The organism is Parasphingorhabdus sp. SCSIO 66989, assembly GCF_032852305.1.
GTDB lineage: Bacteria > Pseudomonadota > Alphaproteobacteria > Sphingomonadales > Sphingomonadaceae > Alterisphingorhabdus > Alterisphingorhabdus coralli.
Genome location: NZ_CP136594.1, coordinates 2872241 through 2885486, shown reverse-complemented (window position 1 = coordinate 2885486; position 13246 = coordinate 2872241). Strand labels below are relative to the sequence as shown.

Genomic DNA, 13246 nt, shown 5'->3' with positions numbered 1-13246 from the left:
AGGCCGGGGTCTATTCCGCCTCTCAATTTGGCAGAGACCTTTGCGTATCTGAGAGATGCTATGGATCCCGACCTTCGCCGGGATGACGCTTAATGTCAGGTCCGCTTTAATCTTGCGATCGCGGATAATCGCGTCCGGCATAGAGATGGTCTTCATCGATGCGGCTATCATCGCCGATAAACTCGGCCCATATGCCGCCGGGCTTCCAGATATTCACCATCTGTGATCGTGCTCTTGGCTCGGATAACAGGCCGGTTTCCTGATCATATTTGTAGAAAAAGGCGGTTACGCGCGCGTTGACGATGCAGTGGACATGGATGCGTTCACCTTTTCTGCCGTCCATGGCGTTGCGAAACCGTTCATAGTCTTCCGCTTTTGGCGCATCAAAGGCCACTGGAATATGGATGTATTCAAGGCCCAGCTCGCGGCAGACACCCGCTTCATCCTCAATAGCCTTTGGATGATCATGCAGGGCCAGATTGATGATGGTTGTAACGCCATCATCTTTAAGGCTCGCCAGCTGCTCTGGACCTGGCTGTCCAGAGGTGGTTATCCTGTCGCGCAGGCGCAGGAAGTTGAAAATGCCGGAAATATCGCCGATGGCCTCCTCTGGTCAATGCCGTGCTTAATGCACAAATCGCGTGACAACATCGCGATAGGAGCGTGATACTTTTACCTCTGCGCCCGATTCCAGCACCAGAAAACACTCGCCATTGGTGTGCGGCTTAACCTGACGCACCTGATCGAGATTGACGATGGTCGAACGATGCACGCGCTGGAAGTTTTTCGGGTCCAGCCGCTTTTCCAGATCCTTCATTGTTTCGCGCAGGATCAGCGAGTTATCGGCGGTGTAGATGCACATATAGTCACCCGCGGCATCAATGCGCTCGATGGTATCGACATCGACACGGAATATCTGGCCGCGATCCTTCACGTTGATCAGCTTCTCATAGCGGCTCGGTGCCGGTGTGTCTTCCGACTGTTCCAGTTCTTCAGCGGCTTCGGGCGCAACTTCGCTGAGCAGGCCGCGCAGCTTGTCCGCTTCATCGCGCACGCGCTTGTCGGCCAGACGCTCCCTTATCCGCGCTATCGTATCCGCCAGACGGTCGGTCTCGACCGGTTTCATCAGATAATCGACCGCTTGGGTCTCAAAGGCGCGCAGGGCGTGATCGGAATAGGCGGTGCAGAAAACGATCAGAGGCGGCTCAATGTCCATAATGCCTTTGACCACGGCAAAGCCATCAAAGCCCGGCATCTGGATATCGAGAAACACCAGATCGGGTTTCAGCGTCTTGATCTTGCGGATCGCCTCGCGGCCATTGGTGCAGGTATCGACAATCTCGATATCCTCAAACTCGGCGAGACGGACCTGCATGCCCTGAATCGCCAGTTTCTCATCATCCACTAACAAGGTTCTTATCGTCATTTTCTATTCTTTCTCGCTCGCGTTCTTCGCGCTCGCGTTCTTCCTTTTCTCGTCGCTGCTGCTCGCGTGTTTCCATCGGCAGCTCGATTATCACGGCAAATCCGTTCTGATCTGCCGACGAGCGTATCTGGAACATATGGTTATCGCCATAGGCCTGCGCCAGTCGGTCGCGGATATTCGTCAAGCCGACACCTGTAGACGATACCGCAGTTGGCAAAGTGGCGTTGCTATCTGCCTCATTCTGCACGCCAGGGCCGGTATCTGACACGGTTATGCGCAGATTCTCCCCGGCCAAGCGGGTGGTGATGGTGATGTCGGCGCCTTCTTCGAGCGGCGTCACCGCATATTTGATAGAGTTTTCGACCAAAGGTTGCAGCAACAGCGAAGGCATCAGCGCATCACGGGTTTCTTCCTGAATATCAAAAACCGTGCGCAGGCGTTCTTCAAAGCGCATTTTCTCGATCTCGAGATAGAGTTTCAGCGTCTCCACTTCCTGTGCGACAGTAACGCGACCTGTCGGTTCATTGACCAAAGTATAGCGCAGGAACGATGACAGGCGTGACAGCATGGCATTGGCTGGCTCGGTCTCTTTGAGAAGCACCAAGGTCGAGATGCTGTTCAGCGTATTGAACAGGAAATGCGGGTTAAGCTGATAGCGCAGCATGGCCAGTTGCGCGCTTGTGGCCTGTCCCTCTAGGCGCTGAAGCTGGTCGGCCTTTTCCTCAACCTGAAGGAAGAAATTAATGGCGTAATAGAGCGCAGACCATGCTCCCAAGAGCATAAGGTTGAGAAAGAACATGCCGATGATCAACGCGGTAAAGGCAGTATCGCTGTCCTGCAGATAGAGCGAGAAAACCCAGGCATCGATGAAGGTGTAGAGGATCACCGCAAAGGCCAGCGACAGGATCGACAGGCCCCAGGTGATAATCGGCTTGCGGTTCATCAGCGCGCGATAGATCACCGCCAGAATCAGCGAGATCGAATATCCGGCGATTGTATTGACCACGACCACCGCCAGAAAGCTAACCGGCTGACCATTGGCAATGCCGCTCAGCGCACGCAGCAGCATCGCGCCGAACCAGCCGGCCAGCTGGAGATTCCAGAAGGCACGGTTCTTGTTCGCAAAGAACGGCGTCGGTTGAAACGGGCTTAGGGCCATGGTTTATCAGTTAGGCGTTTTTGATCTGTGTGAAAAGGCGTGTTGCGATTGGCGCGGCCTTGCTGACGATGTTTTGCGGGGCCTGTTCCATCCGAATTGGCTGTGATAAGCAGGGAAAAACAATGGAGAGAATGATGGATGATGCAGCACTGGGCGGCGACGCCATGCACGCGCCTGAGACGGCTGACGCGGACAATTACGAGGCGCGCGCTAAATTCCCCGAGATGAAGCAGGGCACCAAAGAAGACTGGGCGACTATCAATAGCCACTTCATGCCCTTTGCTGCCAAGATTGCTGATCGTGTTCTGGATCATTTGCGGCTGCTGGACGGCGATTATGGCGGTTTCCCTATCGACCGTTTGGAACATAGCTTGCAAACCGCGACCCGGGCGCATCGCGATGGCCGCCCCGAAGACTATGTCGTGATGGCGCTGCTGCATGATATTGGCGATACGCTGGGCAGCTATAACCACCCTGATGTTGCCGCCGCGATCCTCAAACCCTTTGTCAGCAAGGAACTGCACTGGATCACCGAGAAGCACGGCATTTTTCAGGGCTATTATTTCTTCCACCATCTGGGGCAGGATCGCGATATGCGCGAGGCCTATCGCGGCCATGAGCATTTTCAGGCCTGTGCCGATTTTTGCGAGAAATATGACCAGTCAGCCTTCGACGCCAATTATGAGAGCGCGCCTTTAAGCTTCTTCGAGCCGATGGTACAGCGGGTAATGGCGCGGCCGATCAACTCAATCTATATGGATTAATCAATCTCTGCCCCGCCACTCAGCAACAGCGGTGGCGGGAGCAGGCCGTTCTCATCGCGCTCAGCCGTTGCCATGGCGGCGATTTCTTCTTCAAAAAGGCGGACCCGTTTCTTCCAGCGATAATGGGTGGGGGCAGAGAAGATTCCCTTGCCATATTTCTTGCCAAAGAATGTCCAGAAGCGGATCGCGCCTTCCGGATCAAAACCGGCATTGGCCATCAGCCAGACTGAAAGCCGGTCTGCCTCAATCTCGGTGGCTTTAATTTTCCCGGCACTGCTGCCCAGCTGTCCCAATAGACCGCGATCAACACCCGCAGCAGTAAGCTTGTCTGGATGCTGCAGGAAATTGTGGGCCAATTCATGTGCCAATATCGCCGCCAGTTCCTCATCATTACGGGTTATTTCGACGAGTTTGGTCGTGATGGTTATCAGTTCCCCATCGGTTGCGGCGCGGCGCTTTCTGCTGGACTCAAGCTGAAACCGTGTGGCGCAAGTGATATCAGGCTTTACTGGCAGATAGATCTGCTCGCCATTGCGCTGAACAGCAAAAGTAATCTCCTCATGCTTGAGGGGGCGGTTAGCCAGCATGCGCGCGAGCATGATGGCAGGCGCCAGCTCACTCTGTTCGGTTTCAGATGTGGGCCAGATAGTGTAGTTTCCTTGGGTAACTCTATGCGGGCCAATTCCTGACTTAGGCCAGGCAATCTGGCGACCTTGGGCAAAAACAGCCAGGATCACGTCATTTTTTTGCAATCCAGCTCGCTCTGCAGCTCCGTTTTGGACGAGCGCGCTTATTGATGGATATCCCGATACCAATCCAAAAGCGGATTGCGCCGCTGAAGGATCGCCATATTGATCCAGGCTGTGCAGCTGGAAACCGAAATTGGTCACGCGGCTGCTGCAATAGTCGGTATTGGCGCTCAGCAGGCGATGGCCGATGGAGAAGACCCGCTGATCCTGCTCTTGCAGCGCAAAGAAAGGGGCAAGTGTGGAGCTATCCTCTGCATTGGTTTGCGCATGGGCAGAAGATGCAAGGGGCGCAAACGCCGCCAGTAACGCCCCGATCAGGGCAATGAGGGCCCATCTTGTTATCACCGACAGTCCTATAGCTTAGCTATCAGTCTTGCCATTGGCCCGTTCAGCCTCAATCGCGGCTTTAAGCTGATCATAGCCCACCGCGCCGCTAAATATCTGGTTGCCGATGACCCAGCTTGGTGTTCCAGTAAACTCCAACTGTTGCGCTATGCGGATATTGCTTTCCAGTTCCGCCTGCGCGGCGGGGGTGCTAATAAATGCTTTCGCCGCTTCCAAGTCCATGCCTGCTGATTTGGCGGCGGCTTCGATCGTTTGATCTGAAGGGCGGCCAGCGTCAAACATAGCTTTGTGGAAGCTGTAATAGCGGTCCTGATTGGCTGCAGCGAGTGCCATCTGCGCTGCCTTGCCGCTGGCATCGGAGAGGATGGGGAGTTCGCGGAAGACCACTTTCAGATTAGGGTCTTCGCTGAGCAGGCGCGCCACGTCGCCGACACTTTGGCGGCAATAGCCACAGGCAAAATCAGAAAATTCCACCAGAACAACATCGCCATTGGGGTTGCCGGCAAAGCCTTGCTCAAACGGTTTTTCGATCTGGTCACGAATGCCGTCGATCCGTTCTGCCGCTTGTTTGGCGCGCAGCCGATCAATCGCTTCGGGGATGATCTCTGGGTTGTCGAGAATATACTGACGTACAATCTCTTCAAACGCCTCTTGCTGCTCAGCGTTGATTCCGGCGGCGCGTGCGGCCTTGTCGGTCTCGGTGGCTGCGGTTGATCCGCCCTGCCACATGAATATTCCAATACCTGCAGCTACAGCTACGGCGATGCCTGTTGACATAAGCAACCACTTTCCTTGTGAACTGTCATTTCCGCTCGTAGCGGATGAAGCCTTATTTGCCATGAGAAACCCTTGTTGTGGCAGAGCGCCTAGCGCCGGTTGCCCTGCCGTTCAAGGTAATCGCGCGCCAAAATGGCGATATCCTGCGCACGGATCCAATCTGGCGAGTATTCAGGAAGGCCTGCCATGGCAATACCGGCATGGCGCATGGCCAAGGGCGCATTGCCCTGTATCACATAGCGTTCTGCACTGGCTAGTGATGCGCGAGGTTCATCACCCTTATGCCCATAAACCACGCCGAGCTGATACCATGCAAAGGGGTTACGCGCATCGCGGGCTACCGCTGCTTTCAGGACCTTTTCGGCCTCTTCCATATTGGCATCGTCTTCGGTCGCGATTAACGCATGGCCGAAGAGGCCTGCGATCAGCGAATGGCTATTGGTAAGATAGGTTGCCTTGCGCAGCGATTCCAAGGCTTCATCCGGCTTTCCACTTTCCAGCAAAATCTGGCCATGCAATTCCAGAAAATAGGGGTTTTCCGGCTCTTCGGCCAACAGTGCTTCAGCCTCTGCCATAGCTTTGTCGGGATAAGCGCTCTTGTGCCAGGCATAAGCACGGGCATAGCGGGCTGGGATGCTCTCATCATATTCCGGATAATCGCGAAAGGTAACCCGTGGTTCGAGGATAAAGCCCTCTAGCTTGGCCTTCACCCGCTTGAATCGCTGTTCAATGTTCTGATCCAATGGCTTGTTCCAAGCAGGGTCCTTTTCATAGATACTCTGTAAGGTAGTGATACGCTCGCCGGAGAGAGGGTGACTGCGACCGAAGCTGTTATTCTGCGGGATAGCGAGGCGGAATTCGAGGTTTTGCAGTTTTTTGAAGAAATTGATCGAGCCACGTCCGGTCATTCCGGCTTGAGAGAGATATTTCGCGCCAACCACGTCCGCTGAGGCTTCTTCGGCGCGGGTGTGAGAGAGGAACTGGCTCATCGCGGCTTGCTGGCCGAGGCCCATAATGCCCATTCCCGCTTCGCCGGCGCCTGCTGCGATTGCGGCTGCACCAAGGATAAGGCTCAATATGCTGATATTGCCTGCTTTGCTGCCAGCCTCGGACCGGGTGATCGAATGGCCGAGCGCGATATGGCCGAGCTCGTGCGCAATCACACCCTGCACTTCATTGGCGGTATCGGCGGCGCGTATCAGACCGCTATGGATATAGACGTCTTGCGTTCCAGCAACGAACGCGTTGATGGAGGGGTCGTTGATTACAACAACATTGACATTGCCCGGGCGCAGACCCGCCGCGATTATGAGGTCGCGCGACATGTCTCTCAACAGCTCTTCAGTCTCCGCATCGCGCAGGATCGACTGGGCCTGAGCCGGTTGGGCAAGCATCGCGAGCATGATCAATGCAGCGAGCAGCCTGGCCACATGTTGACGCAGCTCTATCGCATACGACTGAACGGCACGCAAAACCGACGGCAGAGCGCGGATCGCAGTGCGGTGGGGAGGGGCGTCAAATAGGGGGGCAGACGCCTTCGCCGCATGATGAGCAAACATAAAGTGCACCTTTGATAGCGCCGCATGAATAGAGGCTGAAAAGCGCCTGTCTGCTTTTGTCGCGACGACTGCCGACGATATAGCAAGTCTTGCGCTTTGGCAAAGCCCCGCCGATCATTGACCATCGGGCATGGCATTTACAACCAACAGCGCAATCGCCACGGCGATCAATATCACTCCGGCAATGCGATTGAGCAAATGGGTGCGCCCGACATCGCGGGCTATCGCTCCGCCCCGGGCGGCGATAATGGAATAGATGGAGAGGCTAGTGGTCTCCGTGAAGACTGTCGCCAGCATGAGCGTCAGCATCTGGGGGGCAAGCGGTCGCTCCGCATCCAGAAACTGTGGCAGGACGGTGGTGTAGAACAGCAGGGCCTTGGGATTGGCCATATGCACCGCGATACCGCTGGCAAATCCGGAGGCGATGCCGCTGCCAATGGTTCCATTGCCCATGGCCGGAGCAAGGACCGGTGCCATGGCGTCGACCCTCAGGCGTTTCCAGCCCAGCCAGATAAGATAGGCCGCGCCAACATATTGGATAATCGCAAAGGCGATGGGTGCGGTGCTCGCCAGCGCCATCAGGCCCAGCGCGCTCAAGCCATACCAGACAAAATTGCCAAAATTGATGCCGAGTATCGGGCCAATGGCATTGCGCCCGCCACCTGAAAGCACATGGCTAACGGTAATCATCACCGCAGGTCCCGGCACCAGGCAGAAGGCCAGGTCAGTGAGTATGAAAGCGATCAGCGTTTCTATGGGCATGGTCGGACTATAAGCGGGTTATGCGCCGACCAAAGCAAGAGGACAGGCTGTGGCTCAGCCTACGCTTTCGATCAGCTTTTTGATTTCTTCGTTGGTTGGGCGGACTTTATAGTCAGCCGACACCGATTTGGCGAGCACTACGCCCTCGGCATCAAGCACGAAGATCGAGGCATAGGGTACGCCATAAGCGCGGCTTTCCGGGTCGGCATATTGCGGGTCGCGAATATTGAATGCATCAATCAGCTTGGAGCCTTCATCGGAGAGAAGCATATAGTCCACCTCCTGGTCTTCAGCAAACTTGGCCAGAGAGCTGGTGGGATCATAGGAGACACCGGCCAGCGTATAGCCGCTATTGGCAACGTCTTCTGCGATCTCTTTCAAGCCCTTTAGCTGGGCCTGACAATAGGGACACCAGTCAACCGAGCGAGTGAAGACCAGTACGGTACCCTTTTCATCGGCCAAAGACGCAACGCTCGCGGTTTCACCGGCAGCGTTCGCCAGTTCCAGATCAACCGGCGCACGATCTCCAATGGCTGGACCCGGCTGATCCTCGACGATGATGTCTTCCACTTCCTGTTCGGCCTCAGGGGTAGATTGCTCCGTTGTTTCGCCGCAAGCGCCAAGCAGTGCGGTTGCAGCCAACAGGCAGGTTGGGATGGCGAGTTTGTGCATTATGCGACCCTTATTATCAAAATTCTTATGAACAGCCATGCTTCGCGACCGCATTTCTCGACTGCTATTCGCATCATATGGGGAGGAAGTTACAGATGTAAACGGTCCGGAACGGATTTATACCCGGATTAGCTTAGGCCGTACACTCATAAAATAGGTGGTTGAGGCGTCCAAATGGCGCAGAGATGCTGTGAAACCACCCGCAGGGCGTGCCAGTGGCACGTCCAAGGGTGGTTTTGCAGCAGGTTAAAGCCATTTGGTCGTCCGTTAGGATATGGCGTGGAGAGCCGCTCGCTACGTCGGAAAGCTTGCCCAATGTCCCCCATTTCGCTGCGCTTCCCTCCTTCCGAGCGGCTTTCCGCGCTATACCTCAATCCACCTATTTTATGAGTATACGGCCTAGCTCTGCAGGGTCCGGATAGCGCTCTGCAGTTGGCAATTCATGCACACAAGCCATCCAGTCGATACGATCGGCGACCTGTATCTGCATTTGCGGCGGCAGCTTATCCGGCTCATCCAGCGTCGCCGATTGGACATCCACACAACCGGGGATCAGCACGGCATTGGTATAGAACAGGCCTGTCCCGCACTGGATGCAGAAATGTCGCCGGGCATGCTCGGAAGAGGCATAGGTGGCGACTTCGCCCATATCCAGGCTGAAAGCCTGTTCCTGATACATTGCCCAACCGACCATTGGTGCGCCGCTGTTGCGGCGACAATCAGTGCAATGGCACAGAGTGTGGTTAAGCGGCGTGCCAGTCAGCGTGTAGCGGATGGCGCCACAATGGCATCCGCCGGTGAGGGTTCCTTCCGCATCGATCATCACAACACATATTTGCTGAGATCGGTATCGCGCGCAACATCGGTGAGTTGGCTGTCGACATAAGCGGCATCTATAGTAACCGTCTCGCCGCCCATCTCTTCGGCGTTAAAGCTGACATCCTCGAGCAGCTTCTCCATCACCGTCTGCAAGCGGCGAGCACCGATATTCTCCACCGTCTCGTTCACATTGGCAGCGATCTTGGCGAGCGCGGCAATAGCATCATCGGTGAAGTCGAGCGTTACATTCTCGGTGCCGATCAGTGCGGCATATTGTGCCGGCAGATTGGCTTTGGTGTCTTTGAGGATGGTGACGAAGTCCTCCTCGGTCAGGGCGCGCAGTTCTACGCGGATCGGCAGACGGCCCTGTAGCTCGGGCAGCATATCGCTGGGTTTCGAGACATGGAACGCGCCGGAGGCGATAAACAGAACATGGTCGGTTTTCATCGGGCCATATTTTGTCGCCACGGTGGTGCCTTCGATCAGCGGCAGCAGATCGCGCTGCACGCCTTCGCGGCTTACCGATCCGCCGCGCACATCGCTGACGGCGATCTTGTCGATCTCATCAAGGAACACAATGCCATTGGTCTCGGCATTGGCGAGGGCGGCGCGGGCGACGTCATCTTCGTCCATACGCTTGTCGGACTCTTCCTCGACCAGCTTGTCCCAGGCATCGGCGACGCGCATCTTGCGGCGCTTCATCGGCGTTTGTCCGAAGGCTTTGCCCATCATGTCGGAGAGGTTGATCATACCGACCTGACCGCTCATGCCGGGGATTTCCATCGGCGCATTGGGGGTGTCGGTGACCTCAATCTCGACTTCTGCGTCATTCATATGATTATCGACAATACGCTGGCGAAAGCTCTCGCGGGTCGCCTCGCTGGCATTGTCGCCGACCAGCGCATCGAGCAGGCGCTTCATCGCCGCTTCGGATGCAGCTTCGCGCACGGCCTCGCGGCGATTGTCTTTTTCCAGACGTACTGCTTCCTCGACCAGATCACGAGCAATCTGATCCACATCGCGGCCGACATAGCCGACCTCGGTAAATTTGGTCGCCTCGATCTTGATAAATGGTGCCTGGGCCAGCTTGGCAAGGCGGCGGGAAATCTCGGTCTTGCCGCAGCCTGTGGGGCCGATCATCAGGATATTCTTCGGCGTTACCTCATCCCGCAATTCAGCGGGCAGACGCTGACGCCGCCAGCGATTGCGCAGCGCTACGGCCACAGCACGCTTGGCGTCGCGCTGGCCGACAATATGCTCATCCAGAGCGGCAACGATTTTCTTCGGGGTCAATTGGTCGGTCATTCTATTTATTCACTTAACTCTCTCTTTCCGTTCGCCTCGAGCGAAGTCGAGAGGCCGTTTGCAGCTTGCAAGATGTCTCGACTGTGCTCGACATGAACGGGGTAGGTTGCGAAATGCGAATTTGGGGTCTGTGTATCAATAGTCAAGCACAGCGCATGGCATCGGCGATGGCGGCATGGCCATCGACAATGCGGCTGGAGACTTCCGGTTGCGGTGTGCGATCAAACTGACCGCGCTCAAATGTGCCGCCGAGAACGATCCCATCCGAGCGCGGGAACATGTAGAGGCCGCGCCTATTGGTATAGGCGTAATTGATCTCCGGCTGGGGCAGCAATATTTCCAACTGACCGCGCACCGGGATCAGTTCTTCATCACCGAATAGCTCCGCCGCGCCGAGCCCGGTGCAGTTGAAGATCAGCTTTTCCGGCAGCGCCTGAACTTCGCCGCGATCATGGAAATGCCGTACGGTGATCTTTCCACCCGCGAGCAGGATATCGCGCTGAATAGCGCGCAAGAAGCGGGCAGGCTCAATATACATGTTGTAAGAACGGCGCAGATGTAGGGTGCCGAAGGGGTTGTCCGCCTCTTCAAAGGTCTGCATCTCGGGCAACATATTGGCGATCAACCGATCAACCTGGCCCATATTGATGGGGCGATTGGAAAGCTCATAAGTGGGCATCCAGCGCACGCCATAATGCTCTCCCACCAGCAGTTGATAGCGATAATAGCTGTACGCGCTGGCCGCAACGAATTGCTGTTCAAATTCCGGCGTGAGCTGCGATCCGGAAAAGACCGAGCTCGGATACCATTGGCCGCCGGCGATATTGGATGTGGTTTCGGGTGGAAGCTGGCTGGTATAGATGGTGACCTGCTGCCCCGCTTCCTGCAACAGTCGTGCCGTGGTCAGCCCCATAATCCCGGCACCGATAACCGCCACTGGCCCCTGATGGCCGGGTAGCCCCAGATCAACCGCCAGCTTGGAACTGCCCCAGCCGAGCGTAATGCCGCCGCCGCCATGGCCATAATTATGGACAAGTCGCTTGTCGTCTATCGCCTCGCGGCGGACGACGAATCCCGATGGCCGATAGGGACGCAAACCCACCAGTTGCCGGATTGCCCGGTCTGCACTGGCGCGGACTTTGGGCAGGCAGGGCCCTGACGCTGATACATTTGCCAAAGGCTCTGTGCCCGGCGCACAGGCGGATAGCATCGTGGCGCCACCCAATATGGCGCCGGTGGCCAGAAATTCTCTGCGGGTTGGGGTGACTTGGTCAAGCACGGGATGACTATAGGCGATCATCTGTTGCTGTCGAGCGTTGCAAGCAGGGCCATTCAGGACCACTGCACCGGATCGAGCGCCAGCAGCTTCGAAAGCTGGGCATAAAGCGCCGGCGCATCACGTTGCAACGCATGCGGTTTTTCGAAGAAGGCGACAATTGCCTCGGCAAAAAACTCTTCATGATTAGTGGCACCATAGGGATCGATCACCGTCCCGCGTCCGCCTGCGACCCGGTTCACATGTTCATGATATGCGTCCAGCATGGCCTTCTGCCAGCCACTATAGGCCTGCCCTTTGCGCAATAGGGGTAAACCGTTTGTGTGACCGGTTAAGCTGTCCAGTTGATGCGCGAATTCGTGGATGACGACATTGTGCCCGTCTCGCTCATCAAGGCCACCTTCAAGCGCATCGGGCCATGCCAGGACGACGGGCCCGCGGACCCAGCTTTCGCCAAGCACTATATGCCTGTTTTCGTGCACAACATGACCATCATATGTGTTGCGGTTTTTGCGGAAGGCGGAAGGATAGACCAGTACATTTCTGAGGGGGTGATACCAGGCCGGGCTATTGACGACCAATAGGCAGGCTTGCGCAGCGATTGAGAGCTTCATGCTCTCGGTAATCTCAAGGCCCTGATTGCCGCGAACAGTGATTTGGTCGAGAAACAGATTGATTTTTCCCTCAAGCTTGTGCCGCAGGGATTCTGGCAAACGTCGGATGATCGGCACCAGCTCTGCCACCACCGCGCGCTGTTCTGGTGTGAGCGGCGTCTCTAGAAGCCGGGTGCGTTTGCGCTGCCACGACAGGCGGCGATACAACAGGATCGCACCAATGAGCAGAGCGCCAAGAAGGACGTATAGAAGGGCCATTAGATAGAACTAACGAGGTTTACGTGACTTTGGCAGGTCGTGAATGCTGTCAGGTCGCGCTGTCGAGTACTTCCACTGTCAGTTGGTCATTGGTGTAGACGCAGACATCGGCGGCAATCTTCATCGCCTTGCGCGCCAGCACCTCGGCATCTTCCTCATAATCCATCAGTGCGCGGGCGGCGGCAAGAGCGTAATTACCGCCAGAACCGATGGCGGCAATGCCGTCGCCGGGTTCCAGCACATCGCCATTGCCGGTGAGGATCAGGGTTACTTCCTTGTCAGCGACGATCATCATCGCTTCCAGGTTGCGCAGATATTTGTCGGTGCGCCAGTCCTTGGCGAGCTCAACCGCGGCGCGCATCAGCTGGCCATTGTGTCGCTCCAGCTTGGCCTCTAGCCGCTCAAACAGGGTGAACGCATCGGCGGTGGCGCCTGCAAATCCGCCAATAACTGAGCCATCGCCCAGCGCCCGGACTTTGCGCGCATTGGGCTTCATAATCGTCTGGCCCATGGAAACCTGACCGTCGCCCGCGATAATGGCCTTACCATTTTTGCGGACGCCGATGATGGTGGTGCCGTGCCATTGCGGCATGGAATGTTGGTTATGTTCGCTCATGCAGCGCTATATGGGGCAGGTGGATTAGGGGCGCAAGGATCAGCGCTGCATGGGTCTCGATAAGCCTGAAGCAGTTCGAGTTTTTATTGGACCGTTAGCCCTGAGCCTGTCGAAGGGCGTTTCTCGGCTTGGCGCTATTTGGAGA

15 protein-coding genes are annotated in these 13246 nt (G+C 56.3%); 2 read left to right on the top strand and 13 right to left on the bottom strand.

Features of this window, described 5'->3' with window-relative positions; translation table 11 throughout:
• Nucleotides 1–106: 106 nt before the first annotated feature.
• Nucleotides 107–343, bottom strand: coding sequence for a protein-tyrosine phosphatase family protein (locus tag RB602_RS13465; RefSeq protein WP_317081206.1), 237 nt, complete (start codon nt 341–343; stop codon nt 107–109).
• Here RB602_RS13465 and RB602_RS15415 point away from each other — a divergent pair.
• Nucleotides 314–667: a hypothetical protein gene (locus RB602_RS15415; protein WP_406568371.1), complete on the top strand. Its 354-nt coding sequence runs from the start codon at nt 314–316 to the stop codon at nt 665–667. The two genes, RB602_RS13465 and RB602_RS15415, sit on opposite strands and share 30 nt — an antisense overlap.
• Here the strand turns inward: RB602_RS15415 and RB602_RS13455 are convergent.
• Entirely contained in the window at nt 626–1426 is an 801-nt protein-coding gene (locus RB602_RS13455) for a LytR/AlgR family response regulator transcription factor (RefSeq protein ID WP_317081205.1), read from the bottom strand. The two genes, RB602_RS15415 and RB602_RS13455, sit on opposite strands and share 42 nt — an antisense overlap.
• Nucleotides 1398–2585, bottom strand: coding sequence for a sensor histidine kinase (locus tag RB602_RS13450; protein WP_317081203.1), 1188 nt, complete (start codon nt 2583–2585; stop codon nt 1398–1400). Before RB602_RS13450 ends, RB602_RS13455 begins: the two co-directional genes overlap by 29 nt.
• 164 nt (nt 2586–2749) lie before the next feature.
• Between RB602_RS13450 and RB602_RS13445 the strand changes: the two genes are divergently transcribed.
• Nucleotides 2750–3349, top strand: a complete 600-nt coding sequence (locus tag RB602_RS13445) for an HD domain-containing protein (RefSeq protein ID WP_317084554.1) — start codon at nt 2750–2752, stop codon at nt 3347–3349.
• On the opposite strand, the gene RB602_RS13440 is transcribed toward RB602_RS13445, so the two are convergent.
• From RB602_RS13440 to hslV, 10 genes are all read right to left on the bottom strand, one after another.
• The gene (locus RB602_RS13440) at nt 3346–4443 is read right to left on the bottom strand and encodes a M48 family metalloprotease (protein WP_317081201.1); all 1098 of its coding nucleotides are present in this window, start codon (nt 4441–4443) and stop codon (nt 3346–3348) included. The two genes, RB602_RS13445 and RB602_RS13440, sit on opposite strands and share 4 nt — an antisense overlap.
• Before the next feature lie 15 nt (nt 4444–4458).
• Nucleotides 4459–5220: a DsbA family protein gene (locus tag RB602_RS13435; RefSeq protein ID WP_317081200.1), complete on the bottom strand. Its 762-nt coding sequence runs from the start codon at nt 5218–5220 to the stop codon at nt 4459–4461.
• Nucleotides 5221–5309: 89 nt separating this feature from the next.
• Complete coding sequence (locus RB602_RS13430) at nt 5310–6623, bottom strand: M48 family metalloprotease (RefSeq protein WP_317084552.1); 1314 nt, start codon at nt 6621–6623, stop codon at nt 5310–5312.
• A 270-nt stretch (nt 6624–6893) separates the two neighbouring features.
• The gene (locus tag RB602_RS13425) at nt 6894–7541 is read right to left on the bottom strand and encodes a LysE family translocator (RefSeq protein ID WP_317081198.1); all 648 of its coding nucleotides are present in this window, start codon (nt 7539–7541) and stop codon (nt 6894–6896) included.
• Nucleotides 7542–7595: 54 nt separating this feature from the next.
• Complete coding sequence (locus RB602_RS13420; protein ID WP_317081196.1) at nt 7596–8213, bottom strand: peroxiredoxin family protein; 618 nt, start codon at nt 8211–8213, stop codon at nt 7596–7598.
• 379 nt (nt 8214–8592) lie between these two features.
• A complete protein-coding gene (locus tag RB602_RS13415; RefSeq protein ID WP_317084551.1) occupies nt 8593–9036 on the bottom strand; it encodes a GFA family protein in 444 nt (147 codons plus the stop codon).
• Nucleotides 9036–10337 (bottom strand): ATP-dependent protease ATPase subunit HslU, encoded by a 1302-nt coding sequence (hslU, locus tag RB602_RS13410; protein WP_317081194.1) that lies wholly within the window; start codon nt 10335–10337, stop codon nt 9036–9038. Before hslU ends, RB602_RS13415 begins: the two co-directional genes overlap by 1 nt.
• A 142-nt stretch (nt 10338–10479) precedes the next feature.
• The gene (locus tag RB602_RS13405; protein WP_317081192.1) at nt 10480–11637 is read right to left on the bottom strand and encodes an NAD(P)/FAD-dependent oxidoreductase; all 1158 of its coding nucleotides are present in this window, start codon (nt 11635–11637) and stop codon (nt 10480–10482) included.
• Between the two features lie 32 nt (nt 11638–11669).
• The gene (locus RB602_RS13400) at nt 11670–12485 is read right to left on the bottom strand and encodes a M90 family metallopeptidase (RefSeq protein ID WP_317081190.1); all 816 of its coding nucleotides are present in this window, start codon (nt 12483–12485) and stop codon (nt 11670–11672) included.
• 49 nt (nt 12486–12534) lie between these two features.
• Nucleotides 12535–13101: an ATP-dependent protease subunit HslV gene (gene hslV / locus RB602_RS13395; protein ID WP_317081188.1), complete on the bottom strand. Its 567-nt coding sequence runs from the start codon at nt 13099–13101 to the stop codon at nt 12535–12537.
• Between the last annotated feature and the right edge of the window lie 145 nt (nt 13102–13246).